Here is a 22084-nt window from a genome sequence, read left to right as displayed (position 1 = left end):
AGCGAGCCCTGGCCGAACCTCCGTCGGCTCAGAACAGGATCCGATCACCCTCGTTCGGGTCGGTCATCGGTCGACCGGCGCGATCAGCGCTGCCCGGCCGCCAGATCATCGGGCCCGAACGCGTACGGCAACAGCTCGCTCAGCTTCTTGGACCCCTCGGCATGGTCCACGAGCAGCTCACCCCCGCCGTGCTCGAACAGCAGCTGCCTACACCGCCCACACGGCATCAAGATTTCGCCACGGGAATCGCTCACCGATACCGCCACAAGGCGGCCCCCACCCGACCCGAATAAGTTACCGACGAGTACGCATTCGGCACACAGGGTTAGTCCATATGAGACATTTTCCACATTGCAACCGCTCACAATTCGACCGTCCGTCGTGAGAGCCGCAGCACCGACCGGGAAACCCGAGTACGGGGCATACGCGCTACCCATTACGCGAATTGCCATGTCGCGCAAGGTATTCCAGTCGATTTCGGACATCGCGAACCTCCAGCCGATACCGCCGAACATGTCCGCGCGGGGGCTCGGACACCAGTATTCGGCATCGAGAAAGGTAAACCTAACTCGGCCGATTCGTGCACAACGCACGGCACGCCGAATTAGTTCCGCGAAACAGAGAGGATTAGAGTCAGCCGAAGATCGGTTCAGGTTCCCGGCGGCGGGCCAGCGCTCGAGAATACAGCGCAGCCACCTGGGCATTTGCCTCTCCACGCAGCCGGCGTCGGATCTGTGACCGGGTCCATCAACGACGTTGGAGGCACCGCACTCTATGACCACGATAGAAGCTCCGGCTCCGGCCCAGCCGAAGCGGAAGACGCTGTACCGCGGCGACCCCGGCATGTGGTCCTGGGCGCTGCACCGGATCACCGGTGTCACGATCTTCTTCTTCCTCTTCGTGCACGTGCTGGACACGGCACTGGTTCGGGTGAACCCGAACACCTATGACGAAGCCATCGAGCTCTACAAGAACCCGCTGGTCGCGCTCATGGAGATGGGCCTCGTCGTCTGCGTCCTGTTCCACGCGCTCAACGGCGTCCGCGTCATCCTCGTCGACTTCTGGTCGCAGGGTCCGCGCTTCCAGAAGCAGATGCTGTGGGTCGTGCTGACCATCTGGGTCCTGGTCTCCGCCGCCGGCGTCGGCCGCCAGTTCTTCTACCTGCTGACGGAGCACTGATCATGACCGCACCTGTCCTCGGCAAGTCCTACGACCGCCCCGCCAGCCTGGACGCGCCCCGCGCACCGCGTGGCAAGGCCAACAGCAACTTCGAGAAGTACGCATGGCTGTTCATGCGCATCTCGGGCCTGTTCCTGATCGTGCTGGTCATCGGCCACATGTTCATCATGCTGATGATCGACGGCGGCGTGAACCGGCTGAACTTCGCGTTCGTGGCCGGTCGCTGGTCCAGCCCGTTCTGGCAGTTCTGGGACCTGTCCATGCTGTGGCTGGCTCAGCTGCACGGCGGCAACGGTCTGCGCACCGTCATCGATGACTACTCCCGCAAGGACTCCACCCGGTTCTGGCTCAAGACCATCCTCGTGGTCTCGATGATCCTGGTGATGAGCGTGGGCACCTACGTCATCTTCACCTTCGACCCCAACATCACCGGTTAGGAACAGGCCACCTCGCATGAGTGAATCCCGTCCGATTCAGGAACATCGCTACGACGTGGTCATCGTCGGCGCCGGTGGCGCGGGCATGCGCGCGGCGATCGAGGCCGGTCCCCGGGCTCGTACCGCGGTCCTGACCAAGCTCTACCCGACGCGCAGCCACACCGGCGCGGCCCAGGGCGGCATGTGCGCCGCGCTGGCCAACGTCGAAGAAGACAACTGGGAATGGCACACCTTCGACACCGTCAAGGGTGGTGACTACCTGGTCGACCAGGACGCCGCGGAGATCATGGCCAAGGAGGCCATCGACGCGGTCATGGACCTGGAGAAGATGGGCCTGCCGTTCAACCGCACGCCCGAGGGCAAGATCGACCAGCGTCGTTTCGGTGGCCACACCCGTGACCACGGCAAGGCGCCCGTGCGTCGCGCGTGTTATGCCGCCGACCGCACCGGTCACATGATCCTGCAGACGCTGTACCAGAACTGCGTCAAGCACGACGTCGAGTTCTTCAACGAGTTCTACGTGCTCGACCTGGTGATGACCGAGTCCGACCGTGGCCCCGTCGCCACCGGCGTCGTCGCCTACGAGCTGGCCACCGGCGAGATCCACGTCTTCCACGCGAAGTCGATCGTGTTCGCCACCGGCGGCTCGGGCCGTATGTACAAGACCACCTCGAACGCGCACACGCTGACCGGTGACGGCATGGCGATCGTGTTCCGCAAGGGTCTGCCGCTCGAGGACATGGAGTTCCACCAGTTCCACCCGACAGGCCTCGCGGGCCTGGGCATCCTCATCTCCGAGGCTGTTCGTGGTGAGGGTGGCATCCTGCGCAACGCCTCCGGTGAGCGCTTCATGGAGCGCTACGCCCCCACCATCAAGGACCTCGCGCCGCGTGACATCGTCGCCCGCTCGATGGTGCTCGAGGTACTCGAGGGCCGTGGCGCCGGGCCGAACAAGGACTACGTCTACATCGACGTGACCCACCTCGGCGAGGACGTGCTCGAGGAGAAGCTGCCCGACATCACCGAGTTCGCCCGCACCTACCTGGGTGTGGACCCGGTGAAGGAGCTCGTGCCGGTCATGCCGACCTGCCACTACGTGATGGGCGGTATCCCCACCCGCATCCGTGGCGAGGTGCTGCGCAACAACACCGACGTGGTCCCCGGCCTCTACGCCGCCGGTGAGTGCGCCTGTGTGTCCGTGCACGGCGCGAACCGTCTGGGCACCAACTCGCTGCTCGACATCAACGTGTTCGGCCGTCGCGCCGGCATCGCGGCCGCCGAGTACGCCCAGCGCACCGAGTTCGTCGAGATGCCGGAGAACCCGGCGCAGATGGTGCAGGACTGGCTGGCGCTGATCCTGTCCGACCACGGCAACGAGCGCGTGGCCGACATCCGCACCGAACTGCAGTACACGATGGACATGAACGCCGCCGTGTTCCGCACCGAGGACACCCTCAAGCAGGCCCTCACCGATATCCACGCGCTCAAGGAGCGCTACACCCGGATCACGGTGCAGGACAAGGGCAAGCGCTACAACAGCGACCTGCTCGAGGCCGTCGAGCTGGGCTTCCTGCTCGAGCTGGCCGAGGTCACCGTCGTCGGCGCGCTCAACCGCAAGGAATCGCGTGGTGGGCACGCCCGCGAGGACTACCCGGACCGCGACGACGTGAACTTCATGCGGCACACCATGGCGTACAAGGAGGGCCCGGAGCTCATCTCCGAGATCCGCCTCGACTTCAAGCCGGTGGTGCAGACCCGCTACGAGCCGATGGAGCGTAAGTACTGATGACTGCTGTAGCAGAACCGACCACGCAGAAGCCCGCGCCCGTCCCCGAGGGCTCGGTCATGGTCACCGTGAAGGTGGCCCGGTTCAGCACCGAGAACGACAAGGGCGCGTACTGGGATTCGTTCCAGGTGCCGGTCCTGCCGACCGACCGCTTCCTCAACGTGCTGATCTACATCAAGTCCTACCTGGACGGCACCCTCACCTTCCGGCGCTCCTGCGCCCACGGTGTGTGCGGTTCGGACGCGATGCGGATCAACGGTGTGAACCGGCTGGCCTGCAAGGTGCTGATGAAGGACATGCTGCCCAAGGGCGACAAGACCCTCACCATGACCGTCGAGCCGATCCGCGGCCTGCCCGTGGAGAAGGACCTCGTTGTCGACATGGAGCCGTTCTTCGACGCGTTCCGTGCCGTGAAGCCGTACCTGATCACCTCGGGTAACGAGCCCACCCGCGAGCGCATCCAGTCCCAGCACGACCGCGCCCGCTTCGACGACACGACCAAGTGCATCCTGTGCGCCTGCTGCACCACCTCCTGCCCCGTGTACTGGAGCGACGGCAGCTACTTCGGCCCGGCCGCGATCGTGAACGCCCACCGCTTCATCTTCGACAGCCGTGACGAAGGCGCCCGCGAGCGCCTCGACATCCTCAACGACGTCGAAGGCGTGTGGCGCTGCCGCACCACCTTCAACTGCACCGACGCGTGCCCCCGTGGCATCGAGGTCACCAAGGCCATCCAGGAAGTCAAGCGAGCCCTGCTCTTCGCCCGCTGACCTCCCCCCGGTCCCCACAAAGGCCGCCTTCATCTTTCGATGAAGGCGGCCTTTGCCGTCACTCCTCCTGTGCGAGATGGGTTTTGGCGTCCTCGTAGGATCCGCTCGGGGCGGTGTCGTCCTTGGTGTAGACCAGGTGCAGTACGCCGGTGCCGAAGGTTTCCGAGGAGAGCAGGCGGAGGGGGATCGTCGTCCCGTCCTCGAACAGCCGCTCCCCTTTGCCGACCACGATCGGGTGCACCAGCAGGTGCAGTTCGTCCAGCAGGCCCGCGGCCAGGAGTTGGCGCACCACCGATACCGAGCCGCTGATGGCGATATCGCCGCCCGACCCCTTCCTCAGTTCGGCCGCAGACGCGGTCAGGTCGCCGTCGAGGCGCTCGGAGTTGCGCCATGGGAAATCGCGGTCCTCGTGGGTCACCACCAGTTTGCGTGCGTCGCCGAGCTTCTTCGCGAACGCCGCGTCCGGTCCACCTTCGGCTTCCCGGCCGGGCCATGCGCCGGCGAAGCTGTCGTAGGTCACGCGGCCGAGCAGCAGTGTGTCGGCGCTGCCGAGCTGGGCGTCGACCGCGGCGCCCATGGCGTCGTCGAAGTAGGGGAAATGCCAGTCCTGCGGGTCGGCGATCACGCCGTCGAGAGACATGAACAGACCGGCGGTGATCTTCCTCATCGGTACTTCTCCTCGGTGAGCGGTGAGTGTGTCGGTTACTACGACGGTGCGCGGCTACCGAACTAATCGCGGTACAGCAGGTTGGTCGGACGGACTTGACGAACTAGTGGATAGTTCTACTATCTATAATAGACAGTGTAACTATCTACTATGGAGTCACCGTGATCGTCATCGTTCTTCTCGTCTCACTCCTGAGCTTTCGCGCACTGGGAGCACTCGGCATCAGCCGGTTCGCCACCTGGTCGGCGGCTGCCGCGTACGCTCTGGCCGTCATGCTGATGATGACCGGCTCCGCCCACTTCATGCCGTCGAGCGTCACCGTGATGCCCAATTACGACGACCTGGTGGCGATGGTGCCGTCGTTCGTGCCGTTCCCCGGATTCATGGTGCTGTTCACCGGCGTGCTGGAACTACTCGCGGCCGTCGGCCTGATCCTCACCCGGACGCGCCGGTTCGCGGGCTGGGCGCTGGTGCCGCTGTTCGTGCTGCTGCTGCCCGCCAATATCTACGCGGCCGTCGAAAACGTCACCTTCGCGGGCGAACCCGCGTCTCCCCTGTGGCAGCGCGTCCCGGAACAGCTGCTGTACATCGGCTTCGCGATCTGGGCGACGGGTTCCCTCACTCCGGCCACGCGGGATCGCGTGTCCGCTCAGCGGTGATCACGCGAAACCGGTGGTGCGGGCGAGGTCGGCGAGCATGGTGTCGAACATGACTTCGGGGTCGGTGAGGGGAATCGGGTAGTTGCCGAACACCTCGAGGGTGACGTGGCCGAACAGGCGAACCCAGGTCTGCACCATCACGTAGGTGACGCCGAGATCCAGTTTCTCGGCGGGGAACTTCTGGCCCGAATCCGAGAGCATGGCGAGCAGTTCGGTCTGGAATTCGATCAGATCGTCGCGCAGTTCGACGGGGATGGATTCGCCGGGCGGGGTGGCGATCTCGAAACTGGCCAGCAACCGGCCCGCCGCGGCGAGGAAGATCCGGCCGAAGGGCTCGTCGAAGCGGCGCAGCATGGCACGACTGGAGGTGGGCGAGGCGAACACCAGGGTGAATTCCCTGGGGTTGGCCAGCGCCCAGCGCCGGAAGCCGCGGCAGATCGCGAGGAACTGCACGGCGCCGTCGTCGGGCAGGTCCGCGATGCCCGCCGACAGGTTGTCGGCGAGGTCGGCACAGAATTCCATCCGCAACCGCTCGATCAGCTCGTCGCGGGAGTCGTAGTGCCGATACAGCGCGGGGGCGGTGACGCCGAGTTCACGCGCGATGGCCCGCAGGGTGACCGCGTCGGGGCCGTGCTCGGCCAGCAGCGCCCGCGCGACCCGCCGGATATCGGCGTCGGCCACGACGGGCGCCCGGCCGCGTGCCTTGGCCGTCAACCGCCCACCCCCTCGCTGCTGTTCGGGCTCAAGAGTATTCGACTTCCCACCGCTTGATGCCGTTGAGCCAGCCGCTGCGCAAGCGCACCGGTTCGGCGACCTGACGCAGGTTCGGCATCGCGTCGGCAATGGCATTGAACATCAGGTCGATCTCCAGGCGGGCGAGATTCGCGCCGACACAGTAGTGGGTTCCGGTGCCGCCGAACCCGACGTGCGGATTGGGGTTGCGCAGCACGTCGAACCGGAACGGGTCGGTGAAGGCGGTCTCGTCGAAATTGGCGGAGCTGTAGAACAAGCCGAGGCGCTGGCCCTTCTTGATCTGCTGCCCGCCCAGCTCCAAGTCGCGGGTCGCGGTGCGCTGGAAGGCGTGCACCGGGGTGGCCCAGCGCACGATCTCGTCGGGGGCGGTGCGCGGCCGCTGGTCCTTGTAGATCTCCCACTGCTCAGGGTTGTCGACGAAGGCCTTCATGCCGTGGGTGATCGAGTTACGGGTGGTCTCGTTGCCCGCGACCGCCAGCAGGATGACGAAGAAGGCGAACTCGTCGGAGCCGAGATGCTCGCCGTCGACATCGGCGTTCACCAGCTGGGTCACGATGTCGGAGGCCGGACAACCGCGCCGCTGCTCGGCCATGTTCCAGGCGTAGCCCATCACCTCGGCGGTGGCGGTGTGGTGATTGCCCTCGAACTCCGGATCGTCGTAGGAGATCATCTGATTGGTCCAGTCGAACAGCTTCATCCGGTCCTCCTGCGGCACGCCGAGCAGTTCGGCGATGGCCTGCAGGGGCAGCTCGCACGCGACCTGCTGCACGAAATCGCCCCGACCGGATTTCTTGGCCTCCCAGACGATGCGTTCGGCCCGTTCGGTGAGCGCGGCGCGCAGATTCTCCACCGCGCGAGGGGTGAATCCCTTGGACACGATGCGCCGGATCTTGGTGTGCTGCGGCGGATCCAGGTTCAGCATGAGCATGTTGCCGAGCATGTCGATCTGCTCGCGGGTGGTTTCCTCGTTGAACCGGATGATGGCGGTGTTCTCGTGCGAGGAGAAGTCCTCGGGGTTCTTCGAGATCTCCTTGATGTCGGCCAGCGTCGACACCACCCAGTAGCCGCCGTCGTCGAAGCCGCTCGCCCGGTCGGACTGCGCGCACCACCAGACCGGCGCGGTGCGCCGCAGTTGCGCGAACTCCTCGATCGGCAGGCGCTGCGCGAGCAGGTCGGGATCGGTGAAATCGAATCCCGCGGGGATATCGGTGCTGGTCACGGTGTCTCCTTCGGCTGACTCCAGAACGTGATGTAGAACACGTTCGAATCGATGAAACCACGCCGCACCCATTTGTGAACAGGTTTTAGTAATACCTGTTTATGAAATCCGGTCGGCAAGATGGCGTGAATCCGTGCGCGCGCCGGCTCCGCTGGGCAAGATGGCGGCGTGGACTTGCCGTACCTGCGAGCCAACCCGCACCTGCTGCCGACATTCCTCGCGCATCAGCGCCTGCGCACCACCCCGGTCGGCGGGGGGTCGATCGCGGTGGCCGAGCGCATCGGCCTCGACGACGGCACCCAGCTGTTCCTCAAAACCTGGCCCGGCGGGATCTCGGCCGCGCCTACCGACGGCACCCCGGCTGCCGCACCGCCGGGATTCTTCGCAGCCGAAGCGCATGGTCTGCGCTGGCTGCGGGAGGCGGGCGGTGTCGCGATTCCCGAGGTCTACGCCGTCTCCGACGACCTGCTGCTCATGGAATGGGTCGACCACGCCGAACCCTCTCCGGCCGCGGCCGCACGATTCGGTGCGGGACTGGCTCGTCTCCACAACGCCGGTGCAGCCGAATTCGGCGCTCCCGTCGACGGTTTCCTCGGCAGCCTGCCGCAGGACAACACCCCCGGCCACGACTGGCCGACCTGGTTCCGGCAGCGCCGAATTCTTCCGTTCCTGCGACTCGCCGTCGATGCGGGCGCACTCGATCCGGCCGACGCCACTGCCGTCGAGTCGATCCACCTCGAAGCCCCCGCCGAATCGCCGTCGCGGATCCACGGTGACCTGTGGCCCGGCAACATTCTCTGGGGCCCGTCGGACACCCCATGGCTGATCGATCCCGCCGCGCACGGTGGCCACCGCGAAACCGACCTGGCCACACTCTTCCTCTTCGGCGGCGCACCCCATCTCTCCCGAATCATCCCCGCTTACAACGACATCCACCAGCTCGAGGCCGGCTGGCAGGAGCGCATCCCACTCCACCAGCTTCCCCTGCTCCTGGTTCACGCCGTCCTGTTCGGCCGCTCCTATCGCGCCGCCGTCCTCGACGCGGCCGCCCGGTATCGCTAGGCCACATTCGGCACCAACGGGGCCTGAACCAGGGCTTACAAATTTACGTTCCGTGTAACGATTCGATGTCGGGACGCTCGAGCGGTCGTCGCAGAACTGGTCATGTGACCAAACTGCCTCATGTTCAAACGATTGACGCTCGCCGTGGTCTGTGGCGCAGCCGCCCTCCTGCCCGTCGCCGTCCCCGCGGATGCGGCGCCGAAGTCCGATCCGAAGATCGCCTCCTACAACGTCTTCATGCTCGCCGAGGCGCTCTACCCGAACTGGGGGCAGGAGCAACGCGCCGACCTCATCGCGCAGCAGAACGTGCTCGCGGGACAGGACGTCGTCGTTCTCCAAGAGCTGTTCCACAACGAGGCGGGCGACCAGTTGCTGAACAACCTGAAGCGGGACTTCCCGAATCAGACTCCGGTGGTCGGCCGAACCCGCTCCGGCTGGGACGCCACCCAGGGCTCGTACTCCGCAACCACACCCGAGGACGGCGGCGTCGCGATCGCGAGCCGGTGGCCGATCAGCCGCAAGGTGCAGTTCGTGTACAAGGACGCGTGTGGCGCGGACTGGTTCTCCAACAAGGGTTTCGCGTATGTGAAGCTCGCCGCGCCCGGCGGTCCGGTGCACGTGATCGGCACGCACATGCAGTCCGAGGACGACGGGTGCAGTTCGGGCCGGCCCGGTCAGGTGCGGGCGAAACAGCGCGCACAGATCAAGGCCTTCCTCGCGGCGGAGCGGATTCCGGCCGATGAGCCGGTGTATGTGGCGGGCGATATGAACGTGATCGAATCCAGTCCCGAATACGGCGCCATGCTGGCCGATCTCGCTGCCGTCGGCCCCCAGCACACCGGTCACACCTTCTCCTGGGACTGCGCGGACAACTCCGTCTGCCGCGACCAGTACGGCCCCGAATACGCCTCGGAGCACCTCGATTACGTGCTCCCCATCAAGGGCCACCCGGTGCCCGACCGCTACGTCAACGAGACCCGCCGAGCCAAGAGCCCGAGCTGGAGCGTCACCGCCGACGGAACCACCTACACCTACACCGACTACAGCGACCACTACCCGGTCTTCGGCTACACCGGCTGACGCGGCAGACGACTGTCACGGATACGGTGCGGCCGTTGCCCAGTTCTCGCCCGCTATGACGACGTGGTCGAGGTAGCGGAGGCCGACTGTGGCGGCGGCCTGGTAGAGGAGGGTGCTGGCTCGGCGGTCGTCGGGGCTTGGGGTGGGGTCGCCGGAGGGGTGGTTGTGGACTACGGCGAAGGCCCGGCCGTCGTGGCGCAGGACGGTGTTGAGGATTTCGCGGACGGGGACCGCGACGTGGTCGATGGCGCCCTCGGCGACGAAAACCCGGTGGCGCAGGCGGTTCTGGGTGTCGCAGATCAGGACGAGCAGGCGTTCCACGCGGGCGCCCGCGAACAGCGGGGCGGCGGCGTGGGCGATGTCGTCGGGTGCGGTGAGCCTCGGAACCGGTTCGCTGGTTCGTGAACGGGTGCCGAGGTGGAACGCGGCGATCACGGCGGCGGCCTTGGCCGGGCCGATCCCGGCCTGCGATGCCAGCTCCTCGGGGCGGGCGGCGGCGAGTTCGGCCAGGCCGCCGTATTCGGCGAGCAGGTGGGCGGCGAGTTCGAGCGCGGATTGCCCGCGCGTGCCCTGACCGAGCAGCAGCGCGAGCAATTCGGTATCGGTGAGCACGTGTGGGCCGAGCGCGAGCAAACGCTCACGCGGGCGCTGGGCGACGGGCAGATTCGCGATCGGTACCGACACATTCCCCCCTACGTCATCGGTGACGAGACCCATGCTCGCAGAGGGCACCGACAGGTTCGGCTACCGTTCAGCCACCGCGGGCGAATCCGTGTCGATATCGTGCGGTTCCGGACTGAACACCGAGTCGGCCATCAGCCGTTCGAGGTTGCGCAGCTGGCGCTCGTGCACGACGATCCGCCGCAATGCCTCGTTGACGGTGGTGTTGCTGTCGGCCGTGCCCATGATCTCGGCGGCGGCATCCAGCAGTTCTTGATCGAGATCTATCCGCAGGCTTCGCAAGCATCCTCCTCGGGTACAAACGCAATCTTGCGCGATGCGCGGTCGACGCGTCCGCCGTTTCACCGCGTCGTTACCGAATTCGGGCGGGCGAACTGTGCAGTTTGCGTAGTTGCGCACCGGTGTGTTGTCGCGACGCGCCAGCGGTGCTTGCCTTGAGGCATGTTCACCGAGGCCCAGCTGTATTCGCCGGTGACGCGCGAGCGCGACGGCGACGTCACTGTGCACCTGAGTGACGACCACCCAGGCGTCGACGACGAGCACTACCGCACCAGGCGCAATGCCATCGCCGCGCTCGCCCTCGACTACCGGCCGGGCAACCCCGTCCCGCACATCGACTACACCGACGACGAGCAGCAGGTCTGGCGGATCGCCTCGGCCGAGCTGGCCCGCAAGCACGAGGTGTACGCCTGCCGCGAGGTACGCGAGGCGGCCGCCCGGCTCGCCCTGCCGCGCGACCACATCCCCCAGCTCGACGACGTCTCACGGCTGCTGCATCCCCTCACCGGTTTCCGGTACGTGCCCGCCGCCGGGCTCGTCCCGCTGCGCGAGTTCTTCGGTTCGTTCGCGGACCGCACCTTCCACTCCACCCAGTACATCCGCCACCATTCGGCCCCGCTGTACACGCCGGAACCCGACGCGATCCACGAGATCATCGGGCACGCCAACCAGCTGGCGAGTCCCCGCTTCGCGAGTCTGTACGAGACCGTCGGCGCGGCGGTCGGACGGCTGGAGACCGACGCCGCGCTGAAGTTCCTCGCCGACGTGTTCTGGTTCTCGCTGGAATTCGGCGTGGTTCGCGAAGACGGAGAGATCCGTTGTTACGGTGCGGGTTTGCTGTCGTCCTACGGCGAGATCGACGAATTCCGCCAGGCGACGCTGCGCCCGCTCGATGTAGCGCAGATGGGCACCATCAGCTACGACATCACCCATTACCAGCCGGTGCTGTTCTGTGCGGATTCGGTGGATCAGCTCGTGGACGTGCTCGGCGAATTCTTCGCGACCATGGACGACGACACTCCGGCCCGGCTCGGCGGACGTGCCCACCCTGCCGCGTAGTCGGCTGTAAACCGTTGGCGCAGAATATACTTGGCAATTCCGATGCGTCTCACATAATGGGACCAGGGTGCGCGCGGGCAAAGTCGCGGCGGTAGGTTCGACCCGTTCTTCAAGCTTTGCGAAAGGGTCGGGTAGACCGAATATGACTGTGGACGTGACTGATACGCAGGCCGATCAGAATCCCGAGCCGGAGGCCCCGCTGTGGCTGCAGGGCCGCGAGGCGGTGATCGCCGCGGCGACCCCCGACCAGTGGCGCGGCAACGTTCCCGACTACGAACTGAGCCACGAGGTGATCCCCCGCGAGCGCGTCGCCCAGCACGCGCCCGGTTCGCTCGAGGCCATCGTCGAGGACCTGGTGAAGGTCTTCGAGATGGAGGTCTCGCACAAGGCCGACCCCGCCACCTGGCTGTCGGTGGTCGCCGAGCAGTACCGCGGCCGGGTCAACGGCGGTGTGTGGCAGGACGCGGAGGAATTCGCGCGGATCGGCAGCTACAACATCCTGATCGGCGACAACCCGTACTACGAGTCGGCGAACGAGACCTTCGAGTCCTCGCACAAGATCTTCCACACCGCCTTCCCCGGTGGCTTCTTCTGGGAGGTGCTCGAGGTGCTGTCGGGCCCGCCGACGGTGAGCTTCCGCTGGCGGCACTGGGGCAAGTACGACGGCGAGTACAAGGGCCACCAGCCCACCGGTGAGCAGATCGAGATGTACGGCATGACCATCGCCCGCGTCACCGAGGACCTGCGCATCGTCGAGCTCGAGCACTTCTACGACAACAACCAGCTGCTCGGCCCGCTGGCGCACGGCTGCCCCGTGCGGCACGGCAAGGCCGACTAGGAGCTCGCGGGCCTGTCGTCGAACGGCAGGCCCGCCTCGAGCAGGTCGAGGGCGCGGCCGACCTTGGTGGCATCGACCGGTCCGGTGGTGACGATGCCGAGCATCGCACCGACCATCGCCCCGGCCGCCACCCGCACCTCGAAGTCGTCGACCGGGCGGCCGGTGTAGTCGGCGAGCAGCTGGGCGGCCAGGTCGATGCTTCGCTGGAATTCCAGGCCGATCGCCGAGCGCAGTTCCGGCAGGTGGTAGAGCAGTTTCTGCCGTTCCTGTTCGAAGGCGGCATCCTCGGCCGACATCGACGCGTACACCGTCTCGGTGGCCCGGCGGACCGCGGTGAGCGGGTTCTGGCCCCGGGGTTGCGCCGCCAGCGCCTCGATCATCAGCGCGTCCTGGTCGTCGGCCATGACGAGCTGTTCCTTGGTCGGGAAGTAGCGGAAGAAGGTGCTCGGGGAGACCTCGGCGGCCGCGGCGATCTGTTCGACGGTCGTCTCGGTGTAGCCCTGCTCCCGGAACAGGCGGAACGCCTCGAGCCGGATGGTTCGACGGGTCCGCTCCTTCTTCCGCGCGCGCAACGACGTCTCAACCGACATGCAGCGATTCTGCCGCATCGTCGGCTGTCACGGCGTGGCGCCGCCCGAAGGCCAGCGCCACCAGGACAGCCGCGAGCAGACATCCCACCGCGCACACACCGAGCATGGTGTCCATGCCGAGCACGAAGGCGTGCCGCACCTCCCGCAGTGCGACGGGGTCGTGTGCGGTCGCGGTGACTCCCGCATTGACACCGTCGGAGATCGGCGGCCGGTTCAGCTCGCCGAGATCGGCGCGGTAGACGGTGGCGAGTACGGTGCCGAGCACGGCGACGCCGATCGTGCCGCCCGCCTGCCGAAGTGCTTGCAGCAGAGCCGAACCCGAGCCGGATCGCGCGGTGTCGAGTTCGCTCATCGCCAACCCCATGGCCGCGGGCATCACCATTCCCATGCCAGCGCCGAGGATCGTCGTCCACGTGGCGGTGAGTCCGTAACCGCTGTCGACCCGGGTGAGCGCGCCGAGACCGATGCCGGCCGCGAGCACAAGGAACCCGGCGACGAGCACCGCGCGGATACCCCAGCGCGGCAACAGCAGATCCACCAGCCTGCTGCCGATCACCAGCCCGCCGATCATCGGCAGCAACCGCAGTCCGCTGCCGAGCGCGTCGACGCCGAGGACGGCCTGGAAGTACTGCGGCACGGTGAAGAACATGCCGAACATGGCGAAGCTGACCATGAGCGAAATAGCTGTGCCCCAGCGGAATCCGGACGAGGCGAAGAGCGCCGTATCGATCAGCGGATGCGCGGCCCTCCGCTGCCACCACCCGAACGCGGCGAGCGCACCGAGACCCGCGACGATCATCGCCCAGGCCGCCGCTTCACCCCATCCGTATTCGCCGATCCGGATGAAACCGTAGGTGAGCCCGAGCATTCCGAGCGCCGCCAGCACGGCACCGGGCAGGTCGATGCGAAAGGCCTTGTCGCCGCGCGATTCCGGCACGAGAAAGATAACGGCGAGGGTGCCGAGGATCACCAGCGGCACATTGATGAGGAAGACCGAACCCCACCAGTAGTTGCGCAGCAGCCAGCCACCGACGACGGGGCCGAGCGGCAACCCGAGGGCGGTCGAGGTGACCCACACCGTGAGCGCGCGCTGGCGTTGCCCCTGGTCGCTGAACAGCACCGGGATCACCGCCATCGACAGCGGCATCATCGCCGCCGCGGCGACACCGAGCACCACGCGCGCGGCGATGAGCTGCCCGGCGGTGGTCGCGAAGGCACAGCCCAGCGAGGCGAGGCCGAACAGCACGAGCGCGCACAGCAGGACCTTCTTGCGCCCGTAGCGGTCGCCCAGCGCGCCCGCGGGCAGCATCAACGCGGCGAGGGCCAGCGTGTAGGCGCTGCTGAACCATTGCAGCGCAGCGGTATTCGCGTCGAGGTCGACGGCGAGGGTGGGAATGGCCACCGTCAGCACGGTGACGTCGAGTCCGATGGTGAGCATCGCCACGGCGAGCGCTCCGAGCGCCAGCCAGCGACGGGTGTCGTCGGTTCGCATATCTCCTCCAAAAATGAGAGTTACTGTCATTTGTTAGTAACTCTCAATAAGTGGTGGGTGTCAATAGTTGGCTGGACTCGACGGGAAGTCGGCGTGCCGGCTCGCTAGGCTCTGCGCTGATGAAGATCCGCGAACACGGCGTGCGCGCCGCCTGCTTCCTCGGCGCCGCCGCCACCGCGGCCGCTCTCACGCTCGGCCCCGCACAGGCCCAGCCCAGCCCCACCGGCTCGACCACCACCACCCCGTTCACCACGCCGAACACCGACGGCTGCCCGCAGAAGACCAGGCCACCGGCCCCGATCGACTCCTCGGAGGTCCCGGCGCCGGGCGAATCGGCACCCGCCGAACTGCCGGTTCCCGACAAGCCGATCGGCGGCGACCGGCTCGGCGAATGCGGTGTGGTGCTGCCGGTCGGCGCTCCTCCGCTGCCCGCCGACATCTCGGCGACCGCGTGGATGGTGTCGGACCTCGACACCGGACGGGTGCTGGCCGCCAAGGACCCGCACGGCCGCTATCGACCGGCCAGCACGATCAAGGTGGCCCTGGCCGTCGTCGCCCTGCGCACCCTCGATCTGGACAAGGTGGTGATCGGCACCCAGGCCGACGCCGATGTGGACGGCACCCGCGTCGGCATCGGGCCGGGCGGCCGCTACACCAACCGTCAGCTCATGCAGGCCCTCATCATGTGCTCGGGCAACGACGCCGCACACGCCATCGCCACCCAGCTCGGTGGTGACAAGGCGGCCGTGGCGAAGATGAACGACCTCGCGAAGTCCTTGCGCGCCATGGATACTCGCGCCGCCACCCCGTCGGGCCTCGACGGCCCCGGGATGAGCACCTCGGCCTACGACCTGTCGGTGCTGTTCCGGGAGGCGATGTCGATCCCGCTGTTCGCCGAGTTCATCCACACCGAACAGGTCGACTTCCCCGGCTACCCCGCCGACCCGAAGATCCCCGGCGACGAGGACCACCCCGGCTTCCCCATCGGCAACGACAACCAGCTGCTCTACAACTACCCCGGCGCCATCGGCGGCAAGACCGGCTTCACCGACGACGCCCGACAGACCTTCGTGGCCGCCGCCGAACGCGACGGACACCGCCTCGTGGTCACCCTGTTGCAGGCCGACGTGCGACCCATCCGCCCCTGGGAACAGGCCGCACGCCTGCTCGACTACGGCTTCGCCCTCGACTCCGACGCGCGCATCGGCAAGCTCCCGGAAGTGGGCGACGACATGATCCAGCCGAGCGTCCCGCTCGCCTCACCCCCGCCGCGCGCCGACGGCAGCCGGCTGGAGGTCTCGCGGTCCGCCCATGAAGCGGCGCGCATCGCCGCGCTCGTCGCGGGCCCGCTCCTGATCCTCACCCTGCTGCTCCTGGCCCGCCGCGCCTGGCGCAGTCGCTGAGCTACCGTCGGCGCCCGAACACGACGAGGGCCAGGGCGGCGAGCGCACCCGCGCCGAAGGCGGCCGCACCGGCACCGGTGGACAGGTTCTTGTCGACCACGCGCGGCTGGATGACGACCGGGGCGGGCGGGGCGATCTCGGTGTGGTCGTTGTCCGACGAGGTCGCCGCCCACGCGGTGGCGAACAGCAGGATACGGAAGGTGATGTAGCTGAAGACCATCAGACCGATGATCGAACCGAAGGTGGCACCCGCCGGGCTCGACAGCACCATCCGCAGGTAGATGGCACCGACGAACTTGAAGATCTCGAATGCCACCGCGGCGATGGCCGCCGCCTTCGCCGCGCTGCGCAGCGACACCGGTTCGCGCGGTAGCCGGGCGATCACCCAGGCGAACACCGCCCAGGAGGCGATCATCCCCAGCGCGATGGACACGATCGACAACACCACCGAGGCGCCGGGGACACCGTCGAGGCCAACGGTTTTCAGCAGCTTCGCGGCGAGTCCGCTGTTGGCGACCGTCGACAGACCGAGCGACACGACGAGGGCGAGGAACAGGCCGAACAGCGCGCCGAGATCGGACAGCTTCTCCCGCCACCACGGCTTGTCGGGAGTCTGGGTCTCCCACTGCTCGGTGAGCGCCGCACGCAGGTTCGCGATCCAGCCGAGGCCGGTGTAGAGACCGGTCAGCAGGCCGAGCACACCGACCGTGCCGCGCGAATCGACCGCCTGCTTGATGAGGTCGTTGATCTGCTCACCGAAGGCACCGGGGACCTTCTCGATCACCTTGCCCTGCAATTCGTTCAGCAGGTCGGGTTGCCCGGCGAGAATGAAACCCGCGATCGAGAACGCCACCATCAACAGCGGAAACAGCGAAAGCACAGTGAAATACGTGATGCCCGCGGCGAAGTAGTCGCCGCGCTGACGCTGGAACCGCCCACCGGCCCGGACCAGATGATCCAGCCAAGGCCTGCTCTTGACCTGCTTCTCGACAGTGGCCGAGATGTTGTCGATCAACTGCATGACACGCGCCCCTCTTCAGCCGAAACCTCAGGTGCGCACCGGGTCAGCGAGCGAGGAAGCCGACCCGGTCGTACACCTGGGCAAGTGTGTTGCCTGCGATCTCACGCGCCCGCTCGGCCCCGGAAGCCAGGATCCGGTCCAGCTCTGCCTGATCCGACAGATAGTCCTTCACCTTCTTCTGCACGGGCGTCACGAATTCGACCAGCGCGTCGGCCACTTCGGCCTTGAGCTCACCGTAGCCTTTACCCGCGAAATTCTGTTCCAAGCTGACGATCGGGGTTTCGGTGAGCGAACTGAGGATCACCAGCAGGTTGCTCACGCCCGGCTTGGTGTCGGGATCGTAGACGATCTCGCGGCCGGTGTCGGTGACGGCCGAGCGCACCTTCTTCGCGGTGACCTTCGGATCGTCGAGCAGATTAATGAGCCCGGCGTCGCTGGCCGCGGACTTGCTCATCTTCGCGGTCGGATCCTGCAGGTCGTAGATCTTGGCGGTGCCCTTCACGATGTGCGGCTCGGGCACGACGAAGGTCTTCTTGAAGCGGGTGTTGAAGCGCTGGGCCAGGTTTCGGGTGAGCTCGAGGTGCTGGCGCTGATCCTCGCCGACGGGCACCTGATGCGGGCGGTAGAGCAGGATGTCGGCGGCCATCAGCACCGGATAGGTGAACAGGCCGACGGTCGCGTTCTCGGCGCCCTGCTTGGCGGACTTGTCCTTGAACTGCGTCATCCGGCCCGCCTCGCCGAAACCGGTGATGCAGCTGAGCACCCACGACAGCTCGGCGTGCTCGGGCACCTGGCTCTGCACGAACAGGGTCGACTTCTCGGGGTCGATACCGAGGGCGAGCAGCTGGGCGACAGCGGCTTTGGTCCGCGCGCGCAGCGCCTTCGGATCCTGGCTGACGGTGATGGCGTGCAGGTCGGGGATGAAGTACAGCGCGTCGTAGTCGTCCTGCATCGTCACCCAGTACTGCAGCGCACCCAGGTAGTTGCCGAGGTGGAAGGAGTCGCTGGTGGGCTGGATGCCCGACAGCACCCGCTGCTTACGTTCGGCCGTCGCGGCCGGGGCAGGACTGGACATGCCCCCAATCTTTCCACGGCCCTCAAGCGGAATTTCGCTGCACCCAGTTGCGTGGATCGACACCCGGCATGCTCGGCTTCCCCTGCCGGATCATGTGCTGTTCGCGGCGGGCCAGCAGTTGATAGGACGGGGTGCTCCGGCCGGCGAGCGCACCGGCGAGCACGCGGGGTGCCAGCGGCGGTGCGAGGTGCGCGGTGCGGATGCTGCGGCACAGGGCGCGGTGGGCGAGTTCGTCGGCGATGTCCCACTCGATGCCGTACATCCGCCGGATTCGCGAAGGCAGACTGCCCTGGACCAGCAGATACAGCGCGCTGCCGACCTGTTCGACGGGTGGGCGCAACCGGTAGGCCTTGCGATGACCGGCCAGGTAGGAGCCCACCAGCTCGGCTTCGTCGGTGAGGAACGGTTCGGCCGAGTCGAGGTAGTCGTCGAAGTAGCGGCGGAAGGCCGGGTAGTCGGCCGGGGCGGCCTCGCGTGGCATGCCGAACAGCTCGCCCCAGCGCACGTAGTCCTGGTAGAGGTCCTCGCGTTCGGTCGGGGTGAGTTCGCGGACCAGCCGGTCGTACATCACCTCGGCGGAATCGAAGGTGAAGGCCATGGTCATGAACATCAGGTGCGGGTCGAGGGCCGCGTAGGCAGTGCCCGCCCGGTGGTGCGGACCCGCGTCCTCGGGCAGCGCGCCGACCACCCGCTCGTGCTTGCGCCGGGTGAAGGCGAGCGCCCGGTCGGCCTCGGCCTTGCTGCCGAGGAAGACCGATTCGAACAGGGCGCCGGTGACAGCCAGCCGCGTGTAGGGGGTCGCCCGGTGGGCCGTGTGCTCGCTGGTCCCGACGAACAGCAGTGGGTGGACCGCGCCGATGACCAGGGCGCGCAGGCCGTAGGTGACGCCGACCGCGCGCTTGCTCATCACCCTGCGAATCATCGAATCGTCGGCGAAATATCCGGGTTCGCCCTGCCGTGCGGCCATGTCGCGCCTCCTCGTCGAGTGCATCTGGCAATAGAATCCTCCAGAATTGGTAATCTGGCAAGAGTCTCTACCAAAACACCCGCGAACGGACGGTGGCAGCACAATGGAGCCCGTGGCTGCACAACGGACATACGGGGGCGTCTCCGCCGAACAACGCCAGGCGCAGCGCCGCACAGCGCTGCTGGACGCGGCGCTCGACATCCTCGCCGAGGACGGGCAGGCCAAACTCACCGTCGCGGGGCTGTGTGCCCGCGCCGGCCTCAACGAGCGCTACTACTACGAGAATTTCGAACGACGCGAGAGCGTGCTGGAAGCACTGCTCGATCGCATAGCCGAGGAACTGGCCGCCGCCATCATGGCGGCCCTGGCCGGTGCGCCGCCCGACAGCCGCGCCCAGGCGCACGCGGCGATCGAGGCCGGCGTGGCGGTTCTGCTCGACGACCCACGCAAGGCCCGCGCCGCACTCATCGCCGGCATGGCCACGCCCGAACTCCGCGCGCGCACCGCACGGACGGTTCGCGCGTTCGCCCGGCTCGTCGCCGCCGAGGGCACCGGCTTCTACGGCGGCGACGTACCGCAGAACCTGGTCGATTTCCGCGCGATCTACCTCGTCGGCGGCCTGACCCAAACCCTGACGACGTGGCTCGCGGGCGATCTCGACCTGACCCGCGCGGAACTGATCGACCAGATCACCGACGTCTTCGTCCTACTCGGCGACGACCTGGCCGGGCGCTATCGCTAGGACCCGCCGGATTCACACGCCGCGCTTCATTCCCACGCGCAGTTCGGGCCGAAGCTGACGCACGGCTCCGACGATCCGTTGCCCAGCCAGAGAAGCGCGTAGCCCACCATCGAATTGATGTCCTGATCCAGCAGCCCCGACCCGCTGTCGGCGACCGGTTGCGCGATGGCCTGCTGCGCGCTCGCGGGCCCGGTCGGCACGCACGTGTCGAGCATGATGCCATCGCACGGCTGCGAGGACCCGAGTCCGAGCGCCTGAAGCAGGGCGGCACCGGGGAAATCCTCGGTGGAACCGACCGCGGGACCCGCCACCGGCGCCACCGCGGCCCCGGCCGCCGCGATTCCGGGGCCCGCCGCCATGATCGCGGCGAAAACGCCGACACCCGCCAGTACTCGCTTCATCGTGTTCTCCTCACCGGCGGCCTCGAATCGGCCGCACCGGCGCAAACGTTAGGCGGGCCGATCAGCAGGCGGGAGACGCCAATTCCCTCGGCATCACTCGACGAGCGCTACCGCACCGAAGGTAACCGGGTCGCCTTGCAGGACAACCCGGAACACCACGTCGCGGCGTGACCAGTAGGCGGCACAATCGCGCATGGCCGCCTCGAACCAGGCGCGTTCGGTCGGTTCGTCGGCCAGCAGGTCGTCGGCGGTGCGGACCACCGCGACGTAACCGGGTGCGTCGCCGACGAAATCGTCGAGGTCGCGCAGGCATTCGTCGAAGGCGTCCTTGTTCGCGCCGAAGTAGTACGGGAACTGGAAGGCGGCCGCGAACTCGTCGAACAGGGTGGTGACATCACGCATCTTGGTGCCGCGCAGTTCGCGCACGCGGTAGTCGGCGGGGGCGTCGTAGCGGATGGCGCTGAGCTGGTTGGCATCCACCGCCATGGCGCCGAGCACCGGTGCGTCGGCCGCGGCGGGCGCGTCGGCGGGTGGGCGGGCAAGGAACTGCGACAGCGTCAGTGGCATCAGCGCATCCTCGTGAACGTTTCGTAGTGGTCACCGGTGTACCAGGCGCTGCCGTCGCTACCGGTGACGATGCGTTCCGCGTCGCGACCCCGGTTGCGCTGCTTGGGATTCACATCCCACTCCTGATACTTCACCGGATTGCCCGCCGAATCCTTGGGCGGCAGTTTGGTTCCCCGGTTCATGAACTGCTCACCACCCTTGGTGCCTGGCGCGTTCGCCGAGTCCGGCCAGCGCCCCGCATCGATCTCGACGAGCGTGGCATAGGCCCGATCCGGGACCCCCGCCACCTTCGTGACCGGTGCCGCAGACGGATTCGCCGACGGTTTCGCCGCAGGTGCCGCGGGTTTCGGCGCGGTCGACGACGCGACGGCGCGGGTGGTGGTCGCCGCCGTGGTCGTATCCGAACCACGACCACCGAACAGCGTCAGACCGAGCGCGGCGAGGACAAGGACGAGTCCGCCGAGCAGACCGAGAGTTTTCCGTGAGATGTTCATCGGTATTGCACAGTAACCGGCGCGTGGTCGGACCAGCGTTGGTCGTAGGCGGCGGCGCGTTCGACGACGGCCTGCTTGGCGCGGCCGGTGAGTTCACCTCGGGCGAGCTGGTAATCGATTCTCCACCCGGAGTCGTTGTCGAAGGCGCGGCCGCGGTAGGACCACCAGCTGTACGGGCCCGCGACATCGGGGTGCAGGGCGCGGACCACGTCGACGTAGCCCGCGGCGAGCAGTTCGGCGATCCAGGCGCGTTCCTCGGGCAGGAAGCCCGCCGACTTCTGGTTGCCCTTCCAGTTCTTCAGGTCCACCTCGGCGGGCGCGATGTTCCAGTCACCGCTCACCACGAACTCGCCGGTCCTGGCCTTCAGGTAGGCGCCCAGTTCGGCCATGAAGCGGTACTTCTCGTCCTGCTTGGGCGTGTTCTCCTCGCCCGAATGCACGTACACACTCGCCACGGTGAGTTCGCCGAAGTCGGCCTCGAGGTAGCGGCCCGACGCGGCGAACTCGGTGCTGCCGAAACCGATCCGCACCGCGTCGGGCGCGCGTCGCGACAGGATGCCGACACCGGCACGGCCCTTCGACTCCGGTTCGGCATGGGTGAGCACCCACCCGGCCGAGAGTGCGGGAGCCAGCGCGGCGGCGGTTTGCGCGTCGGTGGCCCTGGTCTCCTGCAGACAGACGATGTCGGCTTCGGTGGCGTCGAGCCAGGCGAGCATGCCTTTGGTCGCCGCCGCGCGGACGCCGTTGACGTTCACGGTCGAGAGAATGATTGCCACGCGTAGGACGGTACATCGGCGGGTATTCCCGAACGTGTAGGGGAACAACCCGGCGGCCCGAACGTTGTGATCGCCGGCCCGGCAACA

Annotated in this window: 26 protein-coding genes; 11 read left to right on the top strand and 15 right to left on the bottom strand. The window is 67.1% G+C overall.

Annotation, left to right across the window (positions count from 1 at the left end; all coding sequences use genetic code 11):
- Nucleotides 1–83 precede the first annotated feature (83 nt).
- Complete coding sequence (locus ACSVDM_RS05035) at nt 84–485, bottom strand: cytidine deaminase (RefSeq protein ID WP_439263150.1); 402 nt, start codon at nt 483–485, stop codon at nt 84–86.
- A 289-nt stretch (nt 486–774) separates the two neighbouring features.
- On the opposite strand from ACSVDM_RS05035, the gene sdhC reads away from it, so the two are divergent.
- The 4 genes from sdhC to ACSVDM_RS05015 are packed head-to-tail and all read left to right on the top strand — an operon-like array spanning nt 775 to nt 4172.
- Nucleotides 775–1179: a succinate dehydrogenase, cytochrome b556 subunit gene (sdhC, locus tag ACSVDM_RS05030; RefSeq protein ID WP_067490789.1), complete on the top strand. Its 405-nt coding sequence runs from the start codon at nt 775–777 to the stop codon at nt 1177–1179.
- A gap of 2 nt (nt 1180–1181) precedes the next feature.
- Nucleotides 1182–1616, top strand: coding sequence for a succinate dehydrogenase hydrophobic membrane anchor subunit (locus tag ACSVDM_RS05025; protein WP_067490791.1), 435 nt, complete (start codon nt 1182–1184; stop codon nt 1614–1616).
- Between the two features lie 16 nt (nt 1617–1632).
- Nucleotides 1633–3402, top strand: a complete 1770-nt coding sequence (gene sdhA, locus ACSVDM_RS05020) for a succinate dehydrogenase flavoprotein subunit (RefSeq protein WP_133733979.1) — start codon at nt 1633–1635, stop codon at nt 3400–3402.
- Entirely contained in the window at nt 3402–4172 is a 771-nt protein-coding gene (locus ACSVDM_RS05015; RefSeq protein WP_067490793.1) for a succinate dehydrogenase iron-sulfur subunit, read from the top strand. The genes sdhA and ACSVDM_RS05015 overlap by 1 nt, the downstream gene beginning before the upstream one ends.
- Before the next feature lie 58 nt (nt 4173–4230).
- Here the strand turns inward: ACSVDM_RS05015 and ACSVDM_RS05010 are convergent, their stop codons facing one another.
- Nucleotides 4231–4839, bottom strand: a complete 609-nt coding sequence (locus tag ACSVDM_RS05010; protein ID WP_439263147.1) for a dihydrofolate reductase family protein — start codon at nt 4837–4839, stop codon at nt 4231–4233.
- 161 nt (nt 4840–5000) lie between these two features.
- Here ACSVDM_RS05010 and ACSVDM_RS05005 point away from each other — a divergent pair, with 161 nt between their 5' ends.
- Nucleotides 5001–5498 carry a DoxX family protein gene (locus ACSVDM_RS05005; protein ID WP_439263145.1) on the top strand — a complete coding sequence of 166 codons (498 nt, stop codon included), beginning with the start codon at nt 5001–5003 and terminating at the stop codon, nt 5496–5498.
- On the opposite strand, the gene ACSVDM_RS05000 is transcribed toward ACSVDM_RS05005, so the two are convergent.
- Nucleotides 5499–6212 carry a TetR/AcrR family transcriptional regulator gene (locus ACSVDM_RS05000; protein ID WP_439263143.1) on the bottom strand — a complete coding sequence of 238 codons (714 nt, stop codon included), beginning with the start codon at nt 6210–6212 and terminating at the stop codon, nt 5499–5501. It abuts the gene before it with no gap.
- A gap of 28 nt (nt 6213–6240) precedes the next feature.
- Nucleotides 6241–7470, bottom strand: a complete 1230-nt coding sequence (locus ACSVDM_RS04995; RefSeq protein ID WP_067490801.1) for a cytochrome P450 — start codon at nt 7468–7470, stop codon at nt 6241–6243.
- Nucleotides 7471–7638: 168 nt separating this feature from the next.
- Here ACSVDM_RS04995 and ACSVDM_RS04990 point away from each other — a divergent pair, with 168 nt between their 5' ends.
- The gene (locus ACSVDM_RS04990; protein ID WP_439263141.1) at nt 7639–8532 is read left to right on the top strand and encodes a fructosamine kinase family protein; all 894 of its coding nucleotides are present in this window, start codon (nt 7639–7641) and stop codon (nt 8530–8532) included.
- Between the two features lie 120 nt (nt 8533–8652).
- The gene (gene sph / locus ACSVDM_RS04985) at nt 8653–9612 is read left to right on the top strand and encodes a sphingomyelin phosphodiesterase (RefSeq protein WP_439263139.1); all 960 of its coding nucleotides are present in this window, start codon (nt 8653–8655) and stop codon (nt 9610–9612) included.
- Between the two features lie 15 nt (nt 9613–9627).
- Here the strand turns inward: sph and ACSVDM_RS04980 are convergent, their stop codons facing one another.
- Both ACSVDM_RS04980 and ACSVDM_RS04975 read right to left on the bottom strand, forming a co-directional pair.
- Nucleotides 9628–10296, bottom strand: a complete 669-nt coding sequence (locus ACSVDM_RS04980) for a JAB domain-containing protein (protein ID WP_067641361.1) — start codon at nt 10294–10296, stop codon at nt 9628–9630.
- A gap of 60 nt (nt 10297–10356) precedes the next feature.
- Entirely contained in the window at nt 10357–10575 is a 219-nt protein-coding gene (locus tag ACSVDM_RS04975; protein ID WP_067641359.1) for a type II toxin-antitoxin system VapB family antitoxin, read from the bottom strand.
- Between the two features lie 159 nt (nt 10576–10734).
- On the opposite strand from ACSVDM_RS04975, the gene ACSVDM_RS04970 reads away from it, so the two are divergent.
- Nucleotides 10735–11631, top strand: a complete 897-nt coding sequence (locus ACSVDM_RS04970; protein WP_439263137.1) for a phenylalanine 4-monooxygenase — start codon at nt 10735–10737, stop codon at nt 11629–11631.
- A gap of 154 nt (nt 11632–11785) precedes the next feature.
- Nucleotides 11786–12469 carry an ester cyclase gene (locus ACSVDM_RS04965; RefSeq protein WP_439263135.1) on the top strand — a complete coding sequence of 228 codons (684 nt, stop codon included), beginning with the start codon at nt 11786–11788 and terminating at the stop codon, nt 12467–12469.
- On the opposite strand, the gene ACSVDM_RS04960 is transcribed toward ACSVDM_RS04965, so the two are convergent.
- Nucleotides 12466–13059 carry a TetR family transcriptional regulator gene (locus ACSVDM_RS04960; RefSeq protein WP_439263133.1) on the bottom strand — a complete coding sequence of 198 codons (594 nt, stop codon included), beginning with the start codon at nt 13057–13059 and terminating at the stop codon, nt 12466–12468. The genes ACSVDM_RS04965 and ACSVDM_RS04960 overlap by 4 nt on opposite strands.
- Entirely contained in the window at nt 13049–14551 is a 1503-nt protein-coding gene (locus tag ACSVDM_RS04955; protein ID WP_439263131.1) for an MFS transporter, read from the bottom strand. The genes ACSVDM_RS04960 and ACSVDM_RS04955 overlap by 11 nt, the downstream gene beginning before the upstream one ends.
- A gap of 119 nt (nt 14552–14670) precedes the next feature.
- Between ACSVDM_RS04955 and ACSVDM_RS04950 the strand changes: the two genes are divergently transcribed.
- Nucleotides 14671–15954, top strand: a complete 1284-nt coding sequence (locus tag ACSVDM_RS04950) for a D-alanyl-D-alanine carboxypeptidase family protein (RefSeq protein WP_439263129.1) — start codon at nt 14671–14673, stop codon at nt 15952–15954.
- A gap of 1 nt (nt 15955) precedes the next feature.
- Here ACSVDM_RS04950 and yhjD read toward each other — a convergent pair whose 3' ends face one another.
- Genes yhjD through ACSVDM_RS04935 form a run of 3 tightly spaced genes read right to left on the bottom strand, consistent with a single transcriptional unit; the run spans nt 15956 to nt 19017 of the window.
- Complete coding sequence (yhjD, locus tag ACSVDM_RS04945; protein WP_439263127.1) at nt 15956–16975, bottom strand: inner membrane protein YhjD; 1020 nt, start codon at nt 16973–16975, stop codon at nt 15956–15958.
- A gap of 43 nt (nt 16976–17018) precedes the next feature.
- Nucleotides 17019–18050: a tryptophan--tRNA ligase gene (gene trpS / locus ACSVDM_RS04940; RefSeq protein WP_067641345.1), complete on the bottom strand. Its 1032-nt coding sequence runs from the start codon at nt 18048–18050 to the stop codon at nt 17019–17021.
- A gap of 22 nt (nt 18051–18072) precedes the next feature.
- Nucleotides 18073–19017: an oxygenase MpaB family protein gene (locus ACSVDM_RS04935; RefSeq protein ID WP_067641343.1), complete on the bottom strand. Its 945-nt coding sequence runs from the start codon at nt 19015–19017 to the stop codon at nt 18073–18075.
- Nucleotides 19018–19120: 103 nt separating this feature from the next.
- On the opposite strand from ACSVDM_RS04935, the gene ACSVDM_RS04930 reads away from it, so the two are divergent.
- Entirely contained in the window at nt 19121–19759 is a 639-nt protein-coding gene (locus ACSVDM_RS04930; protein ID WP_067641341.1) for a TetR/AcrR family transcriptional regulator, read from the top strand.
- Between the two features lie 26 nt (nt 19760–19785).
- Here ACSVDM_RS04930 and ACSVDM_RS04925 read toward each other — a convergent pair whose 3' ends face one another.
- The 4 genes from ACSVDM_RS04925 to ACSVDM_RS04910 all read right to left on the bottom strand — a co-directional run bounded on the left by ACSVDM_RS04925 (nt 19786) and on the right by ACSVDM_RS04910 (nt 21997).
- Nucleotides 19786–20160: a hypothetical protein gene (locus tag ACSVDM_RS04925; RefSeq protein ID WP_225282030.1), complete on the bottom strand. Its 375-nt coding sequence runs from the start codon at nt 20158–20160 to the stop codon at nt 19786–19788.
- Between the two features lie 93 nt (nt 20161–20253).
- Nucleotides 20254–20727 (bottom strand): barstar family protein, encoded by a 474-nt coding sequence (locus tag ACSVDM_RS04920; protein WP_067490829.1) that lies wholly within the window; start codon nt 20725–20727, stop codon nt 20254–20256.
- A complete protein-coding gene (locus tag ACSVDM_RS04915; protein WP_067641336.1) occupies nt 20727–21221 on the bottom strand; it encodes a ribonuclease domain-containing protein in 495 nt (164 codons plus the stop codon). Before ACSVDM_RS04915 ends, ACSVDM_RS04920 begins: the two co-directional genes overlap by 1 nt.
- Nucleotides 21218–21997, bottom strand: coding sequence for an exodeoxyribonuclease III (locus ACSVDM_RS04910; protein WP_439263123.1), 780 nt, complete (start codon nt 21995–21997; stop codon nt 21218–21220). The genes ACSVDM_RS04915 and ACSVDM_RS04910 overlap by 4 nt, the downstream gene beginning before the upstream one ends.
- Nucleotides 21998–22084 lie beyond the last annotated feature (87 nt).

The organism is Nocardia sp. JW2, from assembly GCF_051843015.1.
Taxonomy (GTDB): Bacteria; Actinomycetota; Actinomycetes; order Mycobacteriales; family Mycobacteriaceae; genus Nocardia; species Nocardia coubleae.
This window is presented reverse-complemented; position numbering and strand designations above follow the sequence as displayed.

Coding starts and splice junctions, on each gene's coding strand:
- ACSVDM_RS04915 (WP_067641336.1), bottom strand. CDS start 21,221: ATGAACATCTCACGGAAAACTCTCGGTCTGCTCGGCGGACTCGTCCTT.
- yhjD (WP_439263127.1), bottom strand. CDS start 16,975: ATGCAGTTGATCGACAACATCTCGGCCACTGTCGAGAAGCAGGTCAAG.
- ACSVDM_RS04925 (WP_225282030.1), bottom strand. CDS start 20,160: ATGAAGCGAGTACTGGCGGGTGTCGGCGTTTTCGCCGCGATCATGGCG.
- ACSVDM_RS04920 (WP_067490829.1), bottom strand. CDS start 20,727: ATGCCACTGACGCTGTCGCAGTTCCTTGCCCGCCCACCCGCCGACGCG.
- ACSVDM_RS04930 (WP_067641341.1), top strand. CDS start 19,121: ATGGAGCCCGTGGCTGCACAACGGACATACGGGGGCGTCTCCGCCGAA.
- sdhA (WP_133733979.1), top strand. CDS start 1,633: ATGAGTGAATCCCGTCCGATTCAGGAACATCGCTACGACGTGGTCATC.
- ACSVDM_RS05010 (WP_439263147.1), bottom strand. CDS start 4,839: ATGAGGAAGATCACCGCCGGTCTGTTCATGTCTCTCGACGGCGTGATC.
- ACSVDM_RS04935 (WP_067641343.1), bottom strand. CDS start 19,017: ATGGCCGCACGGCAGGGCGAACCCGGATATTTCGCCGACGATTCGATG.
- ACSVDM_RS05025 (WP_067490791.1), top strand. CDS start 1,182: ATGACCGCACCTGTCCTCGGCAAGTCCTACGACCGCCCCGCCAGCCTG.
- ACSVDM_RS05035 (WP_439263150.1), bottom strand. CDS start 485: ATGTCCGAAATCGACTGGAATACCTTGCGCGACATGGCAATTCGCGTA.
- sph (WP_439263139.1), top strand. CDS start 8,653: ATGTTCAAACGATTGACGCTCGCCGTGGTCTGTGGCGCAGCCGCCCTC.
- ACSVDM_RS04960 (WP_439263133.1), bottom strand. CDS start 13,059: ATGTCGGTTGAGACGTCGTTGCGCGCGCGGAAGAAGGAGCGGACCCGT.
- sdhC (WP_067490789.1), top strand. CDS start 775: ATGACCACGATAGAAGCTCCGGCTCCGGCCCAGCCGAAGCGGAAGACG.
- ACSVDM_RS04955 (WP_439263131.1), bottom strand. CDS start 14,551: ATGCGAACCGACGACACCCGTCGCTGGCTGGCGCTCGGAGCGCTCGCC.
- trpS (WP_067641345.1), bottom strand. CDS start 18,050: ATGTCCAGTCCTGCCCCGGCCGCGACGGCCGAACGTAAGCAGCGGGTG.
- ACSVDM_RS05015 (WP_067490793.1), top strand. CDS start 3,402: ATGACTGCTGTAGCAGAACCGACCACGCAGAAGCCCGCGCCCGTCCCC.
- ACSVDM_RS04970 (WP_439263137.1), top strand. CDS start 10,735: ATGTTCACCGAGGCCCAGCTGTATTCGCCGGTGACGCGCGAGCGCGAC.
- ACSVDM_RS04950 (WP_439263129.1), top strand. CDS start 14,671: ATGAAGATCCGCGAACACGGCGTGCGCGCCGCCTGCTTCCTCGGCGCC.